This is a genomic window from Clostridium sp. (genome assembly GCF_047718555.1).
Taxonomy (GTDB): Bacteria; Bacillota; Clostridia; order Clostridiales; family Clostridiaceae; genus Clostridium_I.
Genome location: NZ_JBDNRK010000042.1, coordinates 12,573 through 35,576, shown reverse-complemented (window position 1 = coordinate 35,576; position 23,004 = coordinate 12,573). Strand labels below are relative to the sequence as shown.

General features: G+C 32.2%; 19 protein-coding genes. 18 read left to right on the top strand and 1 reads right to left on the bottom strand.

Translation table 11 applies throughout. The annotated features are described in order from the left end of the window. Window positions 1–236: 236 nt before the first annotated feature. The 6 genes from ABF633_RS15060 to ABF633_RS15035 all read left to right on the top strand — a co-directional run bounded on the left by ABF633_RS15060 (window position 237) and on the right by ABF633_RS15035 (window position 6,537). A complete protein-coding gene (locus ABF633_RS15060; protein ID WP_415524712.1) occupies window positions 237–764 on the top strand; it encodes a DUF1003 domain-containing protein in 528 nt (175 codons plus the stop codon). A gap of 328 nt (window positions 765–1,092) precedes the next feature. Beyond that, window positions 1,093–1,527: a DUF523 domain-containing protein gene (locus tag ABF633_RS15055; RefSeq protein WP_415524711.1), complete on the top strand. Its 435-nt coding sequence runs from the start codon at window positions 1,093–1,095 to the stop codon at window positions 1,525–1,527. Between the two features lie 126 nt (window positions 1,528–1,653). Then, entirely contained in the window at window positions 1,654–2,244 is a 591-nt protein-coding gene (locus ABF633_RS15050) for a DJ-1/PfpI family protein (RefSeq protein WP_415524710.1), read from the top strand. Between the two features lie 152 nt (window positions 2,245–2,396). Next, window positions 2,397–2,543, top strand: a complete 147-nt coding sequence (locus ABF633_RS15045; RefSeq protein ID WP_415524709.1) for a hypothetical protein — start codon at window positions 2,397–2,399, stop codon at window positions 2,541–2,543. A 329-nt stretch (window positions 2,544–2,872) separates the two neighbouring features. Further along, window positions 2,873–4,765, top strand: a complete 1,893-nt coding sequence (gene abc-f, locus ABF633_RS15040; RefSeq protein WP_415524708.1) for a ribosomal protection-like ABC-F family protein — start codon at window positions 2,873–2,875, stop codon at window positions 4,763–4,765. 557 nt (window positions 4,766–5,322) lie between these two features. Beyond that, window positions 5,323–6,537, top strand: coding sequence for an MFS transporter (locus ABF633_RS15035; protein WP_415524707.1), 1,215 nt, complete (start codon window positions 5,323–5,325; stop codon window positions 6,535–6,537). 116 nt (window positions 6,538–6,653) lie between these two features. Here ABF633_RS15035 and spoIIP read toward each other — a convergent pair whose 3' ends face one another. Then, a complete protein-coding gene (spoIIP, locus tag ABF633_RS15030) occupies window positions 6,654–8,186 on the bottom strand; it encodes a stage II sporulation protein P (protein ID WP_415524706.1) in 1,533 nt (510 codons plus the stop codon). A gap of 477 nt (window positions 8,187–8,663) precedes the next feature. Here spoIIP and ABF633_RS15025 point away from each other — a divergent pair, with 477 nt between their 5' ends. The 12 genes from ABF633_RS15025 (at window position 8,664) to ABF633_RS14970 (ending at window position 22,983) form a co-directional block, all read left to right on the top strand. Next, the gene (locus ABF633_RS15025) at window positions 8,664–10,091 is read left to right on the top strand and encodes an MFS transporter (RefSeq protein ID WP_415524705.1); all 1,428 of its coding nucleotides are present in this window, start codon (window positions 8,664–8,666) and stop codon (window positions 10,089–10,091) included. Between the two features lie 161 nt (window positions 10,092–10,252). Further along, window positions 10,253–10,714, top strand: a complete 462-nt coding sequence (locus ABF633_RS15020) for a YbaK/EbsC family protein (protein ID WP_415524704.1) — start codon at window positions 10,253–10,255, stop codon at window positions 10,712–10,714. 68 nt (window positions 10,715–10,782) lie between these two features. Beyond that, window positions 10,783–13,095, top strand: coding sequence for a DMSO/selenate family reductase complex A subunit (locus ABF633_RS15015; RefSeq protein ID WP_415524703.1), 2,313 nt, complete (start codon window positions 10,783–10,785; stop codon window positions 13,093–13,095). Between the two features lie 232 nt (window positions 13,096–13,327). Then, window positions 13,328–13,762: a hypothetical protein gene (locus tag ABF633_RS15010; protein WP_415524702.1), complete on the top strand. Its 435-nt coding sequence runs from the start codon at window positions 13,328–13,330 to the stop codon at window positions 13,760–13,762. A 535-nt stretch (window positions 13,763–14,297) separates the two neighbouring features. After that, window positions 14,298–14,900, top strand: a complete 603-nt coding sequence (locus tag ABF633_RS15005; RefSeq protein WP_415524701.1) for a DMSO/selenate family reductase complex B subunit — start codon at window positions 14,298–14,300, stop codon at window positions 14,898–14,900. Window positions 14,901–14,973: 73 nt separating this feature from the next. Next, window positions 14,974–15,588 (top strand): TorD/DmsD family molecular chaperone, encoded by a 615-nt coding sequence (locus ABF633_RS15000; protein WP_415524700.1) that lies wholly within the window; start codon window positions 14,974–14,976, stop codon window positions 15,586–15,588. A gap of 373 nt (window positions 15,589–15,961) precedes the next feature. Continuing rightward, complete coding sequence (locus tag ABF633_RS14995; RefSeq protein WP_415524699.1) at window positions 15,962–17,008, top strand: sulfate ABC transporter substrate-binding protein; 1,047 nt, start codon at window positions 15,962–15,964, stop codon at window positions 17,006–17,008. A 139-nt stretch (window positions 17,009–17,147) separates the two neighbouring features. Next, window positions 17,148–17,966 carry a sulfate ABC transporter permease subunit CysT gene (cysT, locus tag ABF633_RS14990; protein ID WP_415524698.1) on the top strand — a complete coding sequence of 273 codons (819 nt, stop codon included), beginning with the start codon at window positions 17,148–17,150 and terminating at the stop codon, window positions 17,964–17,966. 12 nt (window positions 17,967–17,978) lie between these two features. Next, a complete protein-coding gene (gene cysW / locus ABF633_RS14985) occupies window positions 17,979–18,806 on the top strand; it encodes a sulfate ABC transporter permease subunit CysW (RefSeq protein WP_415524697.1) in 828 nt (275 codons plus the stop codon). A 1-nt stretch (window position 18,807) separates the two neighbouring features. Beyond that, window positions 18,808–19,866: a sulfate/molybdate ABC transporter ATP-binding protein gene (locus ABF633_RS14980; protein ID WP_415524696.1), complete on the top strand. Its 1,059-nt coding sequence runs from the start codon at window positions 18,808–18,810 to the stop codon at window positions 19,864–19,866. A 312-nt stretch (window positions 19,867–20,178) separates the two neighbouring features. Continuing rightward, complete coding sequence (locus ABF633_RS14975; RefSeq protein ID WP_415524695.1) at window positions 20,179–21,492, top strand: alpha-keto acid decarboxylase family protein; 1,314 nt, start codon at window positions 20,179–20,181, stop codon at window positions 21,490–21,492. A gap of 180 nt (window positions 21,493–21,672) precedes the next feature. Beyond that, on the top strand, window positions 21,673–22,983 hold the full coding sequence (locus ABF633_RS14970) for a hypothetical protein (protein ID WP_415524694.1): 1,311 nt from the start codon (window positions 21,673–21,675) through the stop codon (window positions 22,981–22,983). Window positions 22,984–23,004: the final 21 nt, after the last annotated feature.

Below are 23,004 nucleotides of genomic sequence, written 5' to 3'. Positions count from 1 at the left end.
TAACTAGTCAGTATGCTAGCCTATTTTGAATCCTACTGCGTCAACAGAACCCTCAAATAGCCAACTATCATCGGAACCTGTTTCCTTGTAAGGATTCAAAATATTCGTCGCATCTTTGACTTACTATTTATTTTCACATGCCTAAATTGAAAAAATATTGTTAATTAGCAGTAAAAATAGTATTATCTCATATCTTAAAGTGTTATAATTACTTCAAATTAAGAGAGGTAATTGATATGAGTGATAAAATTGATAAAGAAAAGTTAGTAAAGAAAATATTGGATAATGATAGAGATTTAGATGGTTCTAATATTAGTGAGGAACTATTACATGAGCTCATAAGTGGTAAAATTTCAAAAAATATAAATAGTATCCATGATGAAAAGCTTACAATTGGGCAAAAAGTTGCAGATAAAATTGCTTCCTTTGGTGGAAGCTGGCCTTTTATAATAAGTTTTATAACTGTATTGGTAGTGTGGATAATAGTAAATGCAGTATTATTATCAAAAAAGGCCTTTGATCCATATCCTTTTATACTGCTAAACTTAGCATTATCCTGTCTTGCGGCTATACAAGCGCCTATAATTATGATGTCTCAGAATCGTGAATCTGAGAAAGATAGGCTCACTGCGGCTAATGACTATCTTGTAAATTTGAAATCAGAAATAATAATAGAGGACTTGCATAAAAAGATTGATATTTTAATGAAACAGCAAGAGGAAAATACGAGAAATATAGAACTATTATTAAAAGCAAAAAAATGATATTATGAAACAGTACATATTTATGTACTGTTTTTAAGTTTCTTAACTTTACAGTAGTATAAAAATTTAAGGATTTTAAGTGAACTCGTTTCAGCAAGCTGAAGCATCGGTAAATCAGGTGGGGAGTCTACCCCACCTGATTGGAAAATCCCACCTTCGCTTCGCTTAGAGGTGGAGGTCTGAACCTTTCAGTCAGGAAAAGATAAAAATTGAAACAGTTTTATTAAAAAACAAATTGAAAAGTATTTGTGTAATGGTTGAAAGATCTAAAATTAAGTAGATTAGAATTTTGCAATCTACTATCTAAATATTCAGAGGAGATGATTTTATGTACCTAGTCAGTGCATGCCTAGCAGGAGTTAATTGTAGATATGATGGAAAAAATAGTGAAAATAAAATTGTAGCTGAATTAGTTAAACAAGGTAAAGCTATACCTGTATGTCCGGAGCAGCTAGGTGGATTACCTACTCCAAGAGCAAGCTGTGAAATTGTTATGGATAAGAAAGGCAACATAAAAATACTAACTAAAGAGGAAAAAGATTGTACTAATGAATTCGCTAAAGGGGCAGAGGAAACTTTAAAAATTGCAAAATCAAATGGTATAAAAAAAGCTATATTAAAATCTAAAAGTCCATCCTGCGGCTGTGGTTTTATATACGATGGAACATTTTCAGGAAAACTTATAGAGGGAAAAGGGATAACTGCAGAATTATTAATGGAGAATGGAATTGAAGTGCTTACAGAAAATGATTTCGAAAAATAATCTTATTATCGGAAATATAATTGAAAACTATACAATGAGCAAAAATAAAGTTACTTTCAACTAATTTATAGTACATAAGAATAATGAAGGACAATTTATTGATTATGAGTTACGGAGGGATGATAAATGAAAAAGGTATTGTTATTATTAGCAAAGGGTTTTGAAGTCTATGAGGCAAGTGTTTTTACAGATGTTATAGGATGGAATCTTGTTGATGGGGATAGAACTACTGAGGTAATTACATGTGGACTGAAAAAAGAAGTCAAAAGTACTTTTAATTTAAGGGTAATCACAGACATAACAATTGATGAAGTTAACGTAGATGATTATGCAGCATTGGCCATTCCAGGAGGTTTTGAGGAATATGGATTCTATGAGGATGCATATGATGAAAAATTTCTTCAGCTTATTAGAGAATTTCATGAGAAAAACAAAATAATTGCATCAATTTGTGTTGCAGCCCTTCCTGTGGGAAAAAGTAAAATATTAGAAGGAAAAAAAGGTACAACCTATAATATGAAAAATGGTATTAGGCAAGAAAAGTTAAGAGAATATGGAGTTAATGTAGTTAATGAACCAATAGTAATTGATGATAATATAATAACCTCTTGGAATCCTTCCACAGCCATGGATGTGGCATTTAAACTGCTTGAACTCCTGACATCCAAAGAAAAATCAGATTATATAAGAAAAATAATGGGTTTTAATGTACTTTAATTAGAGGTGAATTTTTTGCTTTGAAAAGAAGTTATAAAAATTATAATCTCTATAACATAATTATTTGCCCATAAATTTTAAAATGTCTCCATTGACAATATCTACAATTTAATCTATATTATAAATATTAATAAGAAGAGGAGGTGTAGGTAATGGCTCATATAGTTGGTACTGAAAAATTTGCAACAGATAAGACTTGTAGATACAGTAGTTCTGTTGCAAAAAATGGAAATGTAGAAATTAACGGAAGAAGTGCGTCCATTTTTAGAAAAAGTATCGGCTGTTGTATAAATCCATGATTCTATATCTTGCTTTAGTTTAATTCGTAATGTATGAATTTGTTTACTAATATTATAAGATAATTACAGGACTCAAGGTTTTATGCTTTGAGTCTTTTTGCATGCTTATTTAAAATTTGGAGTATTTTCTTTCATAAGCCTTATATTAGAGCTTCAATGGAAACTTACAGATGACATCAGAGAATACAAAATGTCTAAGTTAAGCTTTTCTATAGAACTCTATCTGCTAGATACTTAAAAAGTTATTCGCTAAGTATCTGTCAGGGGGCTTATTTTTGTTTGTAAAAAATTATAAACATAAAATTTAAAATTAGAAGGAGAAGATAAAAATGATAGAATTAGCCTTAAATAAATTACAAAAATATTATGGAGCCACTATGATTTTAGAGGATATTACCTTTGAAATTCAGACTGCCGAAAAGGTTGGTATTGTAGGAAGTAATGGCTGTGGAAAGAGCACATTGTTAAAAATAATTATGGGTGCTGAAGGTTATGAGAACGGTATGCTGTCTATTAGAAAAGGAGTAAAATTGGGTTATCTTGAACAAATGCCAATTTATCCTGACAGTTTTAAAGTCATTGATGTATTGAATTCAGCCTTTAAAAAAATAGACAGCTTACATGAAGAAATGAGGGTATTAGAAAAACAACTGTCAAATACTGATATAGACAATATGGATAAATTATTAAGCAAGTATTCTCAGCTTCAGGAGCTTTATGAAAGCATGGGAGGTTATGAAAGGGAAGAAAAGTTAAGTAAAGTTTGCACAGGACTTAAAATAAATAAAGTATTTAAAGAAAAATTATTTTCACAATTAAGTGGTGGAGAAAAGACTACAGTGATTCTTGGAAAAATACTGCTTCAGAATCCCGATATATTATTGCTAGATGAGCCCTCTAATCATTTGGATTTAGATGCAATGGAATGGCTGGAGAAATATATCAAGGAATATAAAGGTGTAGTGATTATGGTATCTCATGATAGATATTTTTTAGATAATGTCGCTACAAAGATAATTGAAATTGAGGATAGGGTATCAAAAAGTTATATTGGTAATTATACGGTCTATGTAAAAGAAAAGGAAAAACAGTTGCAGCTTCAGTTGGAGGAATTTATAGAACAGCAGAAAAAAATCAAAGCCATGGAAAAGGGTATTGCTCAATTGAAAGATTGGGGTAGGAGAGGCGATAATGGCAAATTTTTTAGAAGAGCTGCAAGCATGCAAAAGGTATTGGATAAGCTTCAGATAATAGATAAACCCATACTTGAGAAAGAAAGCATTAGTATTAACACTCATAGGGCAGAACGTTCTGGAAATGACGTGGTCATAGTTAAAGATTTATGCAAAAATTATGGTGAGAAAGTAATCCTTAATAAAGCGGAAATTTTGGTAAGACAAGGTGAAACAGTGGCGTTAATTGGTGAAAATGGCACTGGAAAGTCAACATTACTTAAAATATTGCTGGGAACAGTGGATTCAGATTCCGGCACTGCATGTTTAGGAAGTTCTATTAAATTAGGATATTTACCTCAAAACATTTCTTTTAAAGACGAAAACAAAAGCATATTGGAATGTTTTAGAGAAGAAATAGTTATTACTGAAGGAAAGGCAAGAGAATACCTTGCAAAATACATGTTTTTAGGTGAAATGGTGTTTAAGAATGTTGGAAAGCTTTCAGGTGGTGAAAGAAGCAGGTTAAAGCTTGCTATGCTTATGTATAATGAAGTTAATTTCCTTATTTTAGACGAACCTACTAACCATTTAGACATTGCTTCAAGAGAAGAATTAGAAGCTGTTTTAAAAGAATTTAAAGGCACACTTTTATTTGTATCTCATGACAGGTATTTTATAAATACTATAGCAGGCAGAGTGGTGGAGTTATCAAAGGGTTCCCTTATTTCCTATGATGGAAATTATGAATATTATAAGGAAAAAGTACTGGAACTTAAAAATGGTGAAGAAATTAAGAAAGTAGTAGTTAAAGACAAAATAAAGAAGAGTAAAGAAGAAAAAATCTTGAAATCTGAAAAAATAGATAATAATGAAAATAAGAAAAAGAAGCTGGAAAAGTCTATAGAGGAGCTGGAACAAAGGGTAAAGCTTATAGATGTGGAGATTAATAAAGCTAATGATAATTATGAAAGGTTAAATTTTTTATACAATGAAAGGTTAGGGCTGAATGAGGAGCTTGATAGCTTAATGGAGGAATATTTTAAATGATTTTATAGCTATATTTACATCATATTGAAGTTATTAGTTGATAATTAATATGCTGTATTATAATATTTATGTATAAATGAAAAAAATTTTCATTAAAGCTTGTAAATTACGAAAAATTTTTATAAGTACTGTTGGTATTGAATTTACTTGTAAAATTTATAATAAAGAAAACTGATAATAGTTTGTTGAAGCAAGTTCTTAATTCAGGTGGGGATTCTTTTACCCCATCTGAATTTTAGAACTGCAAATGCATGGCTTACTTGGCGTTGAACTCCCACTTGAAGAAAAGCAGAGAACCAAAATCTTTTTTTTGATTTTGTGTGAATCGCTTTCACAGAGTGCAAGTAGAGAACCCAAATTTTAATTTGGTGTGGATCACTTTCACAGAGTGCGTGGGAGACTTACGCCAAGTTAGTCAGGTTAAATTAGTACTTGATATAATTGAAAAATTAAGATACAAAATAATTTATTGTAGTAATGTTATAAATAGTAAAAGAATATTAAAGTTAGTATTTATTAACTAATGAAGAATGCTATAAAGAAGGGTGTAATGTAATATGTGGCTATTAAACAAATCTTTTATAACTGAAAATAAATCTCTAAGATGTCTTCTAATTGCACGTGTGTCTACTTTCCTTGCTTTTCAAATGTTGGCGGTGGCAGTTGGCTGGCAGATATACTCGCTTACTCAGATGCCACTTTATTTAGGTCTGGTTGGATTAGTGCAATTTTTACCAATGCTCTTGTTTACCTTTATAGTTGGACATGTGGCAGATCGTTATAATAGAAAAATAGTAGTCTGTATAAGTGAAATTATAGAGAGTATTGGTATATTTACTTTGGCATTTGCAAGCTATCATGGATGGATTAATAAAGAAACTATTCTTATTGCTGTATTTTTTATAGGAACGGCTAATGCTTTTCAGGGGCCCTGTATGCAGTCAATATTACCCAATATTGTAAGGAAGGAAGTTTTTCCAAAGGCTGCGGCAATTATGGCTTCTGCATCTCAATTTGCAGTAATTATTGGCCCTGGGCTTGGAGGATTTTTATATGCGTTAGGGCCTTCCGTAGTGTATTCAATTTCTGGAGTTTTAGCATTATTGGCAAGTGTAGTCATTTCTTTTATCTCAATGGAAAAGAGAACAGTGAAGCAAGAAGCTGCAACATTAAAATCAATGTTTGCAGGAGTAGATTTTATAAAAAAGAATCCAATTATATTAGGAGCTATATCGCTAGATCTATTTGCAGTATTACTTGGGGGTGCTACTGCCTTGCTGCCTATTTATGCAAGCAAGATTTTAATTGTAGGCCCCTTTGGTTTAGGCGTACTTAGATCAACTCCAGCTGTTGGAGCTTTATTAATGTCTTTCATTTTGGCTAAGAAACCTCTAAGAAAAAAAGTTGGACACATTATGTTTACTGCAGTAATATTTTTTGGAATATCTACTATTATCTTTGCAATATCAACTTCTATTATAATTTCCCTTGCAGCTCTCTTTGTATTAGGTGCATGTGATGTGATAAGCGTTGTTATTCGTTCTACCCTAGTACAAATCAGGACACCAGATGATATGAGAGGTAGAGTGAGTTCTGTAAACTCAATGTTTATTGGTACTTCTAATGAACTTGGAGAATTTGAATCAGGGGTATTGGCCTCTTGGCTGGGAGTTGTACCAGCAGCTTTACTTGGAGGAATTGGCACTATAGTAGTTGTAATAATATGGATGAAATTATTTCCTGAACTTTTAAAGGCTGATAAATTGCAATAATTTTAAAGAACACTATGAAATTCATATTGATTTTCATAGTGTTCTTGTTATTTTTTTAAACCTTAATTTGGAAACAAATTCAGCAAAAATATTTATGAAATTTAATTTCTATCAATTTAATGTACATTGTCATATTTGTTCAAACCATATTCTTTTATTAGTCCTATAAGCTCATTAGCATAGTTAGGATCTGTAGCATAACCAGCTGATTGCAGTGCTCTTGCCTGGGCCGCATAGTTAGTTGCTGAGAATACTCCATGTTTTGCGTAAATGCTGTTACTAACCAGAAAATTACCGTGATCTTCAATACTTTCTCCCCAATTATTATAAGCTCTGAATTTGCCCATTATGACCACATTTTTACCGTTATAATTTTCTTTGGTTGGCATATTGATTGTTTTACCAGGCCAACTAAAGGCCTTTATACCAAACAGATTGTTTGCCTGCTTAGTCAGAGAGGATGTGCCTTCTCCACTTTCAAGCATTGCCTGAGCAAGTGTGACTGATGGGAATATTTTATCTTTTTTATAAGTATCCTGAGCAGCTGGTGCAACTGTAGCAATGAATTGTTCATCATTTAAGTATTCTGCAATTATTCTGGCAACGTATTGGGTGGTTGCCTTTGATTCATCAATAGTATTTGGAGAAGAACCTATTTCTAGTAAAAATGCAGTATTACTTTTATCCTGATTGAAAAAATTGGCTCCATTGTCACATTTTACTCCGCTGCCCATAGTTAATCCTGGGAAATAGCTATCAGCATCATTTAGTAAAAGATTTACCATATTCATATTTTCATTAAAATGTGGATTGTTTTTTGCCATTTCAAAGGTAAATTTAGCTACATTTAATCCATTTAATTGTTTAGTAACGTTAGCTTTGTTTGGATCTGTAGCTCTATCTAGATCAATTATCATTTTAAAATTACCGTATCTTTGCAAATAGTTATTCACGGTTTGTCCAGATCTTGCATAGCTATTGTCATAGGATAATGCATTGTGGACTGTGGTATCATGAATCACGGAGATCCCATAGTCATTCTCAAGAGTGTTAGTTAGCGCATTTCCAATAGCAGTTACATTTTTATTAGGATCAAGGTTATCTTGACCATCTGAACCATAACTTTCTGTGGTATGAGAATGGTATATGAGAATCTCTGGCTTTGAATTATCAAGGGTTTTCTTTAACTTTGGATTATAGGCCTGGCTTATTTGATTTTCAGTATTGGAGCTTCCATTGTTTGCATTGGAAGTATTGCTGCCATCATCTTTAATTACATCGCTATTGCTTAAATTAAAGTCCCCTATAGCTGCTGTACCATCTTTAATAGAATTGTCATTTCCATCTAAATAAGATACTTCTTTTTTTAAAATTTCATCAGGATGGCTTAAATTAATTCCTGCATAGTTTAAAAGGTCAGTTTTTAAAGAAGGTGTATCTTTCACTATAGATTTATCGAAGTTTGTAACCTTTATTACAGGCACTACATAGTTCAGCATCTGAATGTAAAGTATTTTTCCTGTTCCGCTTGTAAAGTTTTCCTGGTTATTAAAAAAGCTAAAGAACAGATAAATAGAAAATATCATTATAGTAACGCCTAAAACAAATACAAAACTACTTTTCTCATTGTTTATCCTTTTATTAACCATCCATATTACCTCCAGCTTGGACATATAAGAAGAAATATACGTTAGAAATTTCACGGATATTTTTTCTTATAGAAGTATGTAATTGTTAGGTATAGTCTTTCCCCAGCGGGGAATTATCCTTAGCAATTGTATACTTATTATTATTTTTTCAAGGTGCAACTAATTAGAGTATATGAAAAATAATATGGATTTATAACAAATTACTCTGAAAACTTACCTTGATAAATTTATAGTGGAATTCATATTATATATAGTTGACAAATCAACTTGCAGTTGTATAGTAATAATTAGATTAAAATAAATATCAAGTGAAAGATACCACGCATATCTACCGATGATTACCCACTCTAATGCTATCATCTTATTCAAGTGGGAGTAAAGAGTGGTTACGTCTCTGGATAACGATTTCTAAGTATCGAAAATACCGATACCAAGAACTCTGTTTATAGTATATTATAATGAATAGGGGAATTTTATATGGAAGAAAAAATTTATAAAAATAGATGGAAAATTTTAGCTGTAGTTTTGTTATCTCCTTTTATGGGAAATCTGGACAGCAGTATTGTAAATATAGCATTACCCATGATGTCGAGGCATCTAGGTGTAGAGATAAATAGCATACAGTGGGTGGTTACTAGTTATTTGATAGTAATATCTGCTTTTGTACTCATATTTGGAAAATTATCAGATAAATTTGGTAAAGTTATTATTTTTAATTACGGGTTTCTCATATTTGGTTTAGGATCTTTTCTATGCACTATTTCTCAAAGCTTAAGTTTTTTGGTTTTTTCCAGAATAGTGCAGGCTGTTGGAGCAGCTATGTATATGTCAGCCAATCAATCTATAATAGCTGTTGTATTTCCACAAAATGAGAGAGGCAGAGCCCTTGGACTCCTTGGGAGTACTGTAGCCATAGGTACTATGCTTGGACCGGCACTTGGAGGAATTATGGTGCAGCTCTTTAATTGGCAATCTATATTTATAATAAATATACCTATATCCATTTTTGCATTTATTGCCGGAAAATTAATACTTCCTAAAGAGAAGATAAATAAAAGTGCTTCGGCTTTTGATTTAAAAGGGGCTATTTTGTTTATGGTTTTTATAGTTGCTCTTTTCTGGGCACTTCTAAGTGGAGAAGATTTACGCTGGAGCAATGGAAAGATAATTATAAGCCTTATCATAAGCATATTATGTGGATTAAGCTTTTATTTTACAGAGAAAAAAGTAGAAGATCCTGTAGTAGATTTGTCTATGTTTCAAAATAAATTATTTGATATAAGCATTCTCTGTGCATTTATATCCTTTGCGGTTTTGTTCTGCGTAAATATAATTCAGCCTTTTTATCTTCAGGATGCTATGAAAATATCTCCTGCAACTTCAGGGCTTTTAATGATGGCAGTGCCTATAAGTATAGCAGTGGTTGCCCCTATAAGTGGGTATCTTTCAGATAGACTTAGCGGAGAAATTTTAACTGTTTTAGGTTTGTTAACTATGTCAATTGGTCTTTTTACAATGTCACTACTAAGTCTTAATTCCAACTATATATACATTACGTTCAGTATAGCCATAATAGGTATAGGAAATGGATTATTTCAGGCTCCTAACAATGCTATTGTCATGTCACTGGTTTCAAAGGATAAATTAGGGGTAGTTGGCAGCATAAACGCATTAGTTAGAAATATGGGTATGGTGTCAGGTATAACTTTCTCTGTAGCGCTTTTATACAATAGGATGAGCAGTAAAATAGGGCATAGAGTTACAGGATATGTAAGTGGAAGACCGGATATCTTTATATATGCAATGAAAATAGTATATATAGCTGCGGGATGTATATGTATTTTGGGTATGACTTTAACTATAATGAGAATTGTGAAAGAGAAAAGAGAAAGAAGGGAAGCTTAAAACTATAATAGAAAAAATGTTAAGTGGAGAATTGTATAATAGCAAAATGAAATTTCTATATAATACTGTTGAGGCAGTTAAAAATGAATGATAAATAAAATTTCATTTGTTGTTCTGTGTAAATAGGGAACTTATTAAAATTATCTAAGGAGGATACAATTTTGAGTGTAGAAAATGTAAGGAAATTTTTTTTAGAAAGAGAACTTGAAGATCCTGTGTTTGATCTTCCAGACAGCGGAGCTACTGTAGATCTTGCAGCAAAGGTTATAGGTGTTGGACCGGAATTTATTGCAAAGACATTAGCTTTCAAGGTAAAGGAGAGAAATGTGCTGATAGTTGCCAGAGGAGACGCCAAAGTGGATAATAAAAAGTTCAAGCAGTATTTTGGCACAAAGGCAAAAATGCTTAAATTTGATGAAGTAGAAGATACAATAGGTCATCCTGTAGGAGGGGTATGCCCTTTTGGAGTAAAGGATAATGTAGAAATATTTCTTGATGAATCCATACGTAATTTTCAATACATATACCCTGCTGCAGGTTCTAAAACTACTGCCTTAAAAATAACTCCACAAAAGGTTGAAGAATTGACTAAAGCTCTTTGGATAGATGTTTGTATATATTAAGATAAGACGAAATGAACTAGATTTAGTATTTATTTTTATTTAAGTTAATACTGAGAGGAGGCACATATATGGAAAACCGATTAATAGAAGATTTATTTAAAGAAGATGGTTTTTATAATTATAAAGAAAATCCTGAAGAGGAAGCTAATGAAAATAGAGAAGAAATCATTTCTACTTCAGGATCTCATAATTGTGGAGGAAGATGTGTTATAAAAGTGCATGTTAAAAATAACAGGATAGTTAGAATTTCAACTGAAGACAATATTGTTGATACAAAAGCTGTGCCTCAATTAAGAGGTTGTCTCCGCTGCCGTTCCTATAGAAACCGTATGTATAATTATAATAGACTTAAATTTCCTATGAAAAGAATAGGTAAACGTGGAGAAGGTAAATTCAAGCGCATTACCTGGGAGGAAGCTATAGACACCATTGCAGATAATACTAAGAGAGTTATGAAAAAGTATGGCAAGGATGCAATATATGTGCAATATGCTACGGGAAATGCAGGAAGAGCGGCGGAAAGAACTTGGATGAAAAGATTACTTGGCATGTATGGGGGCTTTCTAGATTATTATGGCAGCTACAGTACTGCTTGCACTCAAATTGCAACCCCTTATACATTTGGAACAATATATACTGGCAGCAGCAGAGATACCTGGCAGAATTCAAAATTAATTATTCTACTGGGATTTAATCCAGCAGAAACTATACATGGCACTAATACTGCCTATTATTTAAAACTGGCAAAGGAAGCTGGAGCAAAGATTATAAGTATTGATCCCATTTATTCAAATACTGCCATAGCTTTAGCGGATAAATGGATTCCAATAAGGCCTACTACAGATAGTGCATTATTAGATGCTATGGCGTACGTTATAATTACAGAAAATCTACAGGATCAAGAATTTCTTAACAGGTACTGCTTGGGCTTTGATGAGGAGCATATGCCTTATGGTATACCAAAGGGTAACTCCTATAGAAGCTATATATTGGGTGAAGGTGAGGATAAAGTTCCAAAGACTCCGGCTTGGGCTGAGGACCTAACTGGCATACCAAAAGAGACAATTATTGAATTAGCCAGAGAATATGCTGTAAATAAGCCGGCTGCATTGATTGAGGGCTTTGGTCCGCAAAGGCATGCTTATGGAGAACAGTATACAAGAAGCGGTACTGTGCTGGCGGCTATAACAGGAAATATAGGTATTAATGGCGGATGGGCCTCTGGCACAGGTTATCCTACCCGTCAGGAATTTGTAGCATCAATTCCAACCTACAATCCAAATAAAGCCAAGATTTCTGTATATAGCTGGCCTGACGCCATTGTACGGGGAAAAGGTATGGGAGTAGAATTAAGTGTAACAGGTGTAGAAGAACTGTCTTCAAATATTAAGCTTATGTTCAATTTAGGAGGTAACATACTTGTAAATCAGCATGGCGATTCAAATGGTACGGCTAAATTACTCAAGAATGAAGAATTAGTGGAATTTATAGCAGTAAGTGATCATTTTTTGACTCCAAGCGCTAAATTTGCGGACATACTTTTGCCTGCAGATAATATGATGGAACGGGATGATATCGTTACTCCCTGGGGTCCTGGAGACTATGCAATTTATATGAACAAAGCAGTGGATACTGTGTTTCAATGTCGTAATGGCTATGATTGGATTAGTGACTTGGCAGAAAAATTTGGACTTAAAGAAAAATTTACAGAAGGAAAATCTATAGATGAATGGATGGAGTATCTTGTAGAGGAAACAGCAAAGAAGAATCCTGGTTTCCCTTCTTTTAAAGAATTTAAGAAAAAATCCATATACAGATGGAATTATGATGAGCCTTCTATAGCCTTTGAAGAGCAGATTAAAGACCCTGAAAACAATCCATTTCCAACTCCCTCAGGGAAAATAGAGATTTTTTCAGAGAGACTGTGGAATATGAATAATCCCTTAGAGATACCAGCCGTTCCTAAATATATTTCAGCCTGGGAAGGACCTGAGGATCCTATAAAGGAAACATATCCACTTCAATGCATAGGACATCATTACAAACGTCGTGTTCATTCAACTTTTGATAATACAAGCTGGATGGAAGAGGCAGGAAAACAGGAAATTTGGATAAGCAGTATAGATGCTCTAAAACGGGGTATTAAAAATGGAGATGAGGTAAAAGTATTTAATGCTCGTGGTACAGTAATTTTACCAGCAAAGGTTACACCTAGAATTATGCCTGGAGTGGTATCCATACCTCAGGGAGCCTGGTGGAGTCCTGATAAAGAGGGCATTGATAGAAGGGGTAATGTTAATACACTTACAAAATATCATCCAACTCCACTGGCTTTTGGAAATCCTTCACATACTAATTTAGTAGAGGTAGTGAAGGCTTAATCATGTCAGTGGGCCTTGTTTAGTTGAACTTAAAACTACAATTAATGTAACAGAATTAGCATTGCGTGGAATTGAACAAATACCAGCAAACGTGTTATGTCTACTTTTCAGCACATGACACCGATGCTGGTATTACTACATATTATAAGAGATACAAATTATTGACTTAAATTGATGTAAAATCTATAATATATAATATAAGTTAATAAATAGATAATATGGGGGAATAAATATGAAAAGAAAAAAACTATTTATCAATCTGCCTATCATTTTCTCTTTGATATTTGCAGTGTTTTTAAGTTCTGTAACTTTTTTCCCGAGAACGGCATATGCTTCAACAAAAAACTTTATTGTTGTTCACAAGAGTGGGGAATTTAAAAATTATGTTTATACAAAGACATTTAAGCCACTGGCTGGTGGGGATTACATGGATGTTAGTATTAAGTCACACAGCGAAGGTAGTGGTACATATGAATTAATATTAGAAAAATATTCAAATGGTTGGCACTACTATAAAACACTGAAAGCAAAAAAGAACGGAACATCTAGCTTTAGTTTTGATGTAACAAAGAACAAAACTTATCGTTGGAAATTAGTAAACACTGGTTCAAGCAAAACAGTTTATTATAATATGGAATTTTTCGCTAACAGCAGTTGGGGGTATTAAATACTTAAAACGTCAGTCATTAGATTGGCGTTTTTTATTGCTATATTAAGAAAATATTACCTATACTTATAGGGGTAGTGCTCGCAATTTGTGCAAAATTCCCCTTAATGTAATATTAATTATATTTTATTACATTTGCAATCTTCTTTCTAAGATTAATTTCTTTATTATACCTAATACAAAAAACTTTAAAAAAGCGTTGACTCTAACGTTACGGCATAGTGCAATATATAGGCAGAGCTTAACTATGTTGATAAAAACTTACAGGTGGTTGCGAGTAAGTGCCAATACCCGGATTTTTAACTTGAATTCTTTTGTTATTTTTCATAAAATTTGATTAGTGAAGTTTCATAAGCCTATAAAGTTATAATTATACGAAGACATTTTCCTATATATTCATACGATGAGTTATCAACAAAGTTATTAATATGTTATACACAGAAAAAAGTATGAAAAGAAAGTAAATTTTGATGAGAGTTTGGTACTTATTATATACTCTCTTACTAAAGATATAAGTTAGAAGGTGATACCAAATATGGGTAAACAATTGGCATTTTATTTTCAGCAAAATTATTGTGTTGGATGCAGTACCTGTCAAGTAGCATGCAAGGATAAAAATAATTTATCAGTGGGTCAGAATTTTAGAAAGGTTTATGAAATATCTGGAGGAAATTTTATACAGAGAGGAAAGGCTATTATACCAAATATATATGCTTTTTGGATTACTGTAAGCTGTAATCACTGCTTTAATCCTACATGTGTAAAAAGTTGTCCAACAGGTGCTCTTAGAAAAAGAGAAGAGGATGGAATAGTATATATTGAAAAGGAAAAATGTATAGGCTGTAAGAGCTGCATAAAGGCATGTCCCTATGAAGCACCCCAATATAATCCTGAAGAAAAAAAGGTCAATAAATGTGACTTTTGCATGGATTTACTGGAACAGGGAAAGGACCCTACATGTGTTTCATCCTGTCCAATGAGGGCCCTTAGCTTTGGAACATTTGAAGAACTTCGTGAAAAGTATGGAGAGGTGGCTGAAACGGAAGGCATGCCAAAAGCTAGTATAGCAGAGCCTGCTTTGGTAATAACTCCATGTAAAAGAATTGATTCTGATCAGAGGGAGGATAGTAAGAGATAGAGTCATTTTGCATATTGAATAGAAATATTTGCAAATTAACTTCATATATTTATCCTCTTGCTAATACGAAATTATGGAAAATATAAAAGATTTTATAACAAAAAGACAATCTATTTATGCTGTGCTGGCGGCACTTTATCGTGGAGATTTAGATAAAGTATTAAAAATTTCTGAGGAAGTCTCAGTATTTAAGGATTTTCTTATAGAAAAGGGCTATAGTAGAGATATTATAGAAGAGATTAAACATGATAGAGAAGATTTATTAGAGGATTATGAAAACCTATTTGTTGGACCAGCAGCTATATTAGCTCCACCCTGGGAATCGGTATATGAAACTGAAGATAGATTGTTATTTGGACAATCAGAATTTCAGGTTAGAAGATTTTATAGAAATTTTGGAGTGGATGTGAGCAAAAAAGAGGCGGCAGATCATTTGGCCTTTCAGTTAGCTTTTATGGCAAGATTATGTTTTATTGAAGATTATGCTGATTCTTCAAAGGCTAAGAAAAATATTAAAGGACAAATAGATTTTTTAAATAATCATTTATTGTCTTGGACGTATAAGTGGTATGATGAAGTAACTGGAAATGCAAAGACTAAATTTTGGACAGATATTTCTGGAATTGCAGTAAGATGGCTTAAAGAAGATTTAATGGATCTTAATAATGTAATTAAATCCGTAAAATAATTAGATTAATTTGGGTGGTACCACGGAAGTATATTTCGTCCCTAAACTGTTTTGTGTTTAGGGACTTTCTTTTGGTTAAATTATTTTTAAAATGAAATTTAAACTCTTTTTATATACCGGGTATAAAAAGAGAAATGAAAATATGATTTTACTCAAATCTTTTCTCCATTTTTGTATTGACATCAAATATAATTGTATTATAATATATATCATAGTATTCTTATAAGTTTTATGTGAAATAGGAATGATATGCTTAGGGGGGCAGCTAATATGAAGGAGTTATGTATGAAGTCAGAATGCTTAAGAATCAGCATTTTGACGAAATTAAATCGGTTTTATAATTATTTTTAAATGAAAATTAGGGGGACTCTTCATGAAAAAATTTAAATTTGGTATTTTAATTTCATTAATCAGTATTTTAACATTGTCAACTTTTGCCGCATGTGGAAATAAGAATAGTGGACAGGCAACAAATTCAAAGAAATCAATTGAACTTTTGAATGTTTCTTACGATCCAACAAGAGAATTGTATCAAGATTACAATAAAGCTTTTGCAAAACACTGGAAAGAAAAAACTGGTCAAGATGTTACTATAAAACAATCTCACGGAGGTTCTGGTGCCCAGGGAAGATCTATAATACAAGGACAGGAAGCAGATGTTGCTACTTTAGCTTTAGCTTACGATATAGATGCAATTCAACAGGCAGGATTAATTAAGGAAGGCTGGCAGAAAAAACTTCCAGATAATAGTGCGCCTTATACATCAACTATAGTATTTCTTGTAAGAAAAGGTAATCCAAAAAATATAAAGGACTGGGATGATTTAACAAAGCCTGGTGTTTCAATTGTAACTCCAAATCCTAAAACTTCTGGTGGAGCAAGATGGAATTATCTCGCTGCTTGGGGATATGCTTTAAAGAAGAATAATAATGACCAAAATAAAGCTAAAGAATTTGTTAAACAGATATATCAAAATGTTGCAGTACTGGATTCAGGAGCCAGAGGAGCTACTACTACTTTTACTGAAAGAGGAGTAGGAGATGTTCTTATAGCTTGGGAGAATGAAGCTTTACTAGCTAGAAACGAATTGGGTGCAGATAAATTTGATATAGTTGTACCATCTATAAGTATACTTGCTGAGCCTTCAGTAGCTGTTGTAGATAAAGTAGTTGATAAAAAGGGAACTAGAGATGCATCTGAAGAATATTTAAAATATCTGTATTCAAAAGAAGGACAGGAAATAGCTGCAAAGAACTATTACCGTCCAAGGGATAAAGAAATTGCAGAAAAATATAAAAATACATTTCCTACAGTTAATTTATTTACTATAGATGATGAATTTGGTGGATGGGCTAAAGCTCAAAAAACTCATTTTGCCGATGGAGGAACTTTTGATCAGATATATCAACCCAAAAAATAACTAAATTTGCAGACATAATTCTTAGATTTAGAATTGATTTTTACTAAATCTAAGAATTCACTATATAGTCTCTGAAATTTCTATTATGGAATTTTAGAAATTAACAGGTAGAAGACAAAGGAGATAGGGGGTACAATAAGTGGCTAAGAAGACAAAGGTTATTCCTGGGTTTGGTATATCTATGGGTTTAGCTATTCTATATTTGAGTTTAATAGTTTTAATTCCACTTAGTACAGTATTGATTCAGACCTCTAAAATGGGATTTGGAGAATTTTTTAAGGTTATAACAGACCCAAGGACAGTGGCATCCTATGAAGTCAGCTTTGGTTGTGCACTATTAGCAGCTATCATAAATGTGGTATTTGGATTAATTATTGCCTGGGTTTTAGTAAGGTATAAATTCCCATTTAAGAGATTTTTAGATGGATGTATAGATTTACCCTTTGCGTTGCCTACTGCAGTTGCAGGTATTTCATTGACAACACTTTATTCAAAAAATGGATGGATTGGATCTATACTAGCTAAGTTTGGTATACAAGGCTCTTTTTCAACCTTTGGAATCACTGTGGCGTTGGTGTTTATAGGTATACCATTTGTTGTACGAACCATACAGCCGGTTTTGGAAGATTTAGATGGAAGTATAGAAGAAGCAGCTTCTATTTTAGGAGCTTCTAGAATTCAGACTTTTATTAAAGTTATATTCCCCCAGCTTATTGCACCTCTTTTAACAGGGTTTTCACTTGCCTTTGCAAGGGGAATAGGTGAGTACGGCTCTGTAGTATTTATAGCAGGCAACAAACCTATGAAAACAGAAATAGCACCACTTTTAATAATGACAAAGCTTGAACAATTTGATTATTCAGGAGCTACAGCTATAGCTTTAGTGATGCTTATATTTTCATTTTTTATGTTATTTGTTATAAATCTAATACAATGGAGAGCTAATAAGTATAGATAGGGAGTGAAAAGGTTGGAAAACAGATATTACACTAAATCTAAAACAATTAAATTTTTACTTATAGCAATAACAATAATATTTTTATTTATAATGCTTGGAATGCCACTGATACTTATATTTATAGAGGCCTTTAGGAAAGGTAAGGATGCGTATATAGCAGCTATTACAGATGATTATACGCTTTCGGCTGTAAAACTTACATTATTGGCGTCTGGAATAGCTGTTCTTTTAAATACTATATTTGGTACTATAACTGCCTTCTCTGTAACAAAGTTTAAATTCCGTGGAAGAAACTTTTTAATCACATTAATAGATCTTCCCTTTGCTATTTCACCAGTTATAGCTGGATTAATATATGTACTGACTTTTGGTAGGGGAAGCTTATTTTATGACTTCTTATTTAATAATAACATACAGATAATTTTTGCCTTGCCAGGTATAGTACTGGCAACAATATTTGTAACTTTTCCATTTGTATCCAGAGAGATAATACCTTTAATGACTGCCCAAGGAAGTGAGGAAGAGGAGGCAGCTGCCTCTATGGGGGCAAATCTATGGACCATATTTACGAGAATAACTCTTCCTAATATAAAATGGGGTCTTTTGTACGGAATTGTATTATGCAGTGCTCGTGCTATAGGAGAGTTTGGAGCTGTTTCTGTAGTATCTGGACACATAAGAGGGGAAACTAATACTTTGCCGCTGCATGTAGAGATATTATATAACGAGTATCAATTTTCTGCATCCTTTGCGGTATCCTCCCTTCTAGTATTTATAGCTATTATTATTTTAATCTTAAGAAATATTATTGAATGGAAAGCAAAAAAAGAGGTGAGATAAAATGTATGTTGAAGTTAAAAATCTTAATAAAAAGTTTGGAGATTATGAAGCATCAAAAAATGTATCCTTTGAAATAGAACGTGGAAAGTTAATAGGCTTACTGGGACCAAGTGGAAGTGGTAAAACTACAATACTTCGTATTATTGCAGGTCTTGAAACTGCTGACAGCGGTGAAGTATATATTGATGGTAAGCTGGTTAATGATATACCACCGGGAAAAAGAGGTATAGGATTTGTTTTTCAAAATTATGCACTTTTTAGAAATATGACAGTTTATCAAAACGTAGCTTTTGGACTTTCCATTAAAAAGGTAAATAAAAGTGAAATAAAAAAGAGAGTACTAGAATTAATAGAGCTTGTAGGGCTTAAAGGATTAGAAAAAAGATACCCAAGTCAATTATCAGGAGGACAAAAACAGAGGGTTGCTTTTGCAAGAGCCCTTGCACCAAATCCCCAACTGCTTCTTCTGGATGAGCCATTTGCAGCCATTGATGCCAAGGTAAGAAAAGAACTTAGAACCTGGCTGAAACAGATGATACACAAGCTTGGTATAACAAGTATTTTTGTAACTCATGACCAGGAAGAGGCAGTAGAAGTAGCTGATGAAATTATCATAACTAATTTAGGGACTGTGGAGCAAAAAGGAGAGCCTGTAGAAATATATAAAAAGCCTGAAACTGCTTTTGTAGCAAAATTTATTGGTGAATCCAATGTTATTGAAAGCTTTGAAAATCTTAAAGCATTTAAGGATATACCAAAGGGATCTAAAGCCATTATAAGACCGGAATTTGTTCAGATTGGCAAAGAAGGTGAAATACAATATGTATCTGCCTCTGATAAGGGTACAGTTACGGATATTTCTTTTGCCGGTTCTAACTGGATAATTACTGTTAAAATAGGTGATATTGAAGTTATAGGAATTCGCTCCTTGGAGCAAAGTGCTTTTACTTTAGGAGATGAGGTATTAGTTCTTATACACAGATTATATGTATTCAATGAAAACAAAGTAGAAATTGTTGAAAATAAATTAAAGATTGATCCAATGCCGGTATATATATAAATTTTGAAAATACCGTGATGTTTAAAACTGTGTAAAATAATCGAGTAGTTAGAAGTGGGAAATTTATTTCCGACTTCTAACTACTCGATTTGCTTAAATTAGTTTTAAATTGTTGATTTAGATAAATAGATTTAAGAACATAATAATTATTTAAAACTATAAAATGTACCCTATAATATAGAGAAAAAGTTACTTGCTATTGAATCCATTAACTGTTAGTTTTAATAATAGTATTTATGTATAAGGTTCAACCTACAGGTTAGAATAAACATATTATTAATTTGTTTATATCATAGGGGAGGAAATTTTTGTATGTTTGAAAAAAATGAACTAACTGTAGGTAGATACCTTTTTAATTGCTTAAACAGCGAGGGAATTAGTGAAATCTTTGGTGTTCCAGGAGATTATAATTTCACTCTTTTAGATGACCTGGAAAAAGATGCGAGAATAAATTTTGTTAATTGCAGAAATGAACTAAATACAGGCTATGCAGCAGATGCTTATGCCAGAATTAAAGGACTTTCAGCAATGATAACTACCTTTGGAGTGGGTGAATTAAATGCTTGCAATGCAATTGCAGGAGCTTATTCTGAATATGTTCCCATTATTCATATAGTTGGTGCTCCAAAAACTATGTTGCAGATGGAACATAGAAAAATGCATCATACACTAATGAATGGGGATTATTCTGTCTATGAAAATATCTATAAAAATATAACTGAATATACAGCGGTAATTACTAAGGACAATGCGCAAATTGAGATTCCAACAGCTATTCATAAGGCCAAAGAAATGAAGAGGCCAGTATATTTAGTTATAGCAATTGATGTAGTTAATCAGCCTGTTACCGTAAGAGAAGCTTCTCTATCAAAGCCTCAGACTAATCAAAATTCTTTACAATTAGCACTTAATAATATAAAACAGCTTATTAGTCAGGCACAAAAACCAATACTTCTTCCAGACATTATGGTATCAAGATATAATCTTCAAACTGTAGTTGAACAGTTAGCTGATAAGCTTGATATACCTGTAGCCACTATGATGATGGGTAAAGGTTCCTTTAATGAAGGTCATAAAAATTACATTGGATTATATGCCGGTAGATGGGGAAGCCTAGAAGTAAAAGATTTTGTGGAGAGCTGTGATTGCATTTTAGCAATTGGACCAATCTGGTCAGATTATAATACAGCTTCTTTCACTGCTAAATTAAATCCTGTGAACATTATAGAAATTCAGCCAAACTACGTAAAAGTGGGTATGAGTGTTTATGAAAATGTGTTAATGGAAGATTTGTTAAATGAATTGATTAAAGTTTTAGATAGGAAATCAGTTCCTATACCAAATATAAAGAAGACTTATATTCAAAATCAAATAAATAATGGAAATAATCAGATCTCATCAGTATATTATTATCCTAAATTACAGAGCTTCATTAAAGAAAATGATATAGTAATTGTAGAATCAGGTTCACTTCCACTTGGTATGGCACAAGTAAAACTGCCTAAGAATGTCAACTATATATGTCAATACGGATGGGGGTCTATAGGATATGCCACTCCTGCTGGTTTTGGTGCCTGCGTTGCTGCTAGAGATCGCCGTGTTATTATATTTACTGGTGGATGTTAAAAAGTTTGGCTAAAATTAATAAAGTTAATAATTTAAGTCTATGAAAGCCTTTATATTAAAAGAATATATGGCTTATTTTATTTTAGCCAAACTTCTATTGATAAGGTTAAAATATTCTGATATAGTTCTATTATTACATGTATAAAATTTAATTATTATATAAACAAGAGGTAACTATTTATGGGGAAAATACTAAAATTAAATAAGGATGAAATGAGGACTAGGTTTGCAGTAGAAACAAGTAAGAAGATTAGAAATAAAGGATGCGATAATGAGCAAATTGAAGAAAGAGTATTTATAACAATACAGCAAACACTTAATGAGGTGACAAGGAGCAAGATTAGCTCTATATCTCTATATTTATTATCTTTAAGGGGAAGAAATAAGCCTATAACTTTAAAAAGAAAAGCTCATACTGTAGTTAAGTTTTTAAATTACATTTTCTTTGAAAGACAGTATATGTTCAAAATAAAGACTTTAAGCAAGTTAGATATTGAGTGTGCATATGCTTACTTAGAATATTATAGTAGAACTGTTTCTAAAAAAACTTACAATAGAACTTGTAGAGATTTAACGAATTTTTATTTTGATTTAGCCTCACAAGGAATTTTTAAAAATATAAAAATAGATGAATTTAGACTTATAGAAATATATGACAAAAAAACAGAAAGTTATAGGAAAATTCCTGAGTCCCCATTTGATGGAATACCTTTAGATAATACTACTGAAGATGATAAATCGCCAATACTACATAATATTGAAATGCAGTATATTCCGGTTTTATTGAACACCGCATTACAATACACCCCAACAATTGCATTAGGAATATATATACAGTGTTTTGGTGGATTGCGTTTGGGTGAAGTAACTAATTTAACCAGAGCTAGCATAACACCTAAAGGGGGAAATTGTCTTTTGGGTATGATCGTAAATATTAAGCATAGAAAACTTAGAAAAGATTTAATTCATAATATTACAAGTGGTGGTTCCCCTAAAAAAACTAGGAGACAAGCTATATATCCTTATTTTGATACTTTACTATCTAAAATTTATAGAGAACATATTAAATATTTAAATAAAATTGAAAATAAGAATAGTGAAAACGCCTTATTTTTAAATAAAAGAGGATTTCCAATGACGGGAGAAAACTATAGATATTATTTTAATAAATTAAAATATAAATTTATTAAAATACTTCGGGAAGCAGGTATTAATAGTGGTGATGATTATACCGTTGAATATGCGAATCAGCTTGAATTTAAATTTAAGTGGAGTACACATATTGGGAGAGGTATATTTTCAAATATGATAGGAGAAGTTGCTGATAATGTTCTTCAAATAGCACAAGCGAGGGGAGATAAAAGATTAGACTCTTCATTAACATATTTACAAGATACAACAAGAATGGAGTACAAGCTTTATAAATCAGAGACATCTATGTGGAAGCAACTTCTAAACGACGTAAAATATTATAAACAAATATCTAATTAATCTAACCAATTAGTATAGACG

Bases quoted from the DNA above. Each gene is read 5' to 3' on its own strand.
- ABF633_RS14995 (WP_415524699.1), top strand. From the start codon at position 15,962: ATGAAAAAATTTAAATTTGGTATTTTAATTTCATTAATCAGTATTTTA.
- ABF633_RS15000 (WP_415524700.1), top strand. From the start codon at position 14,974: ATGGAAAATATAAAAGATTTTATAACAAAAAGACAATCTATTTATGCT.
- abc-f (WP_415524708.1), top strand. From the start codon at position 2,873: ATGATAGAATTAGCCTTAAATAAATTACAAAAATATTATGGAGCCACT.
- ABF633_RS15045 (WP_415524709.1), top strand. From the start codon at position 2,397: ATGGCTCATATAGTTGGTACTGAAAAATTTGCAACAGATAAGACTTGT.
- ABF633_RS14970 (WP_415524694.1), top strand. From the start codon at position 21,673: ATGGGGAAAATACTAAAATTAAATAAGGATGAAATGAGGACTAGGTTT.
- spoIIP (WP_415524706.1), bottom strand. From the start codon at position 8,186: ATGGTTAATAAAAGGATAAACAATGAGAAAAGTAGTTTTGTATTTGTT.
- ABF633_RS15010 (WP_415524702.1), top strand. From the start codon at position 13,328: ATGAAAAGAAAAAAACTATTTATCAATCTGCCTATCATTTTCTCTTTG.
- ABF633_RS15055 (WP_415524711.1), top strand. From the start codon at position 1,093: ATGTACCTAGTCAGTGCATGCCTAGCAGGAGTTAATTGTAGATATGAT.
- ABF633_RS15035 (WP_415524707.1), top strand. From the start codon at position 5,323: ATGTGGCTATTAAACAAATCTTTTATAACTGAAAATAAATCTCTAAGA.
- ABF633_RS15005 (WP_415524701.1), top strand. From the start codon at position 14,298: ATGGGTAAACAATTGGCATTTTATTTTCAGCAAAATTATTGTGTTGGA.
- ABF633_RS15015 (WP_415524703.1), top strand. From the start codon at position 10,783: ATGGAAAACCGATTAATAGAAGATTTATTTAAAGAAGATGGTTTTTAT.
- ABF633_RS14980 (WP_415524696.1), top strand. From the start codon at position 18,808: ATGTATGTTGAAGTTAAAAATCTTAATAAAAAGTTTGGAGATTATGAA.
- ABF633_RS15025 (WP_415524705.1), top strand. From the start codon at position 8,664: ATGGAAGAAAAAATTTATAAAAATAGATGGAAAATTTTAGCTGTAGTT.
- ABF633_RS15050 (WP_415524710.1), top strand. From the start codon at position 1,654: ATGAAAAAGGTATTGTTATTATTAGCAAAGGGTTTTGAAGTCTATGAG.
- ABF633_RS14975 (WP_415524695.1), top strand. From the start codon at position 20,179: ATGTTTGAAAAAAATGAACTAACTGTAGGTAGATACCTTTTTAATTGC.
- ABF633_RS15060 (WP_415524712.1), top strand. From the start codon at position 237: ATGAGTGATAAAATTGATAAAGAAAAGTTAGTAAAGAAAATATTGGAT.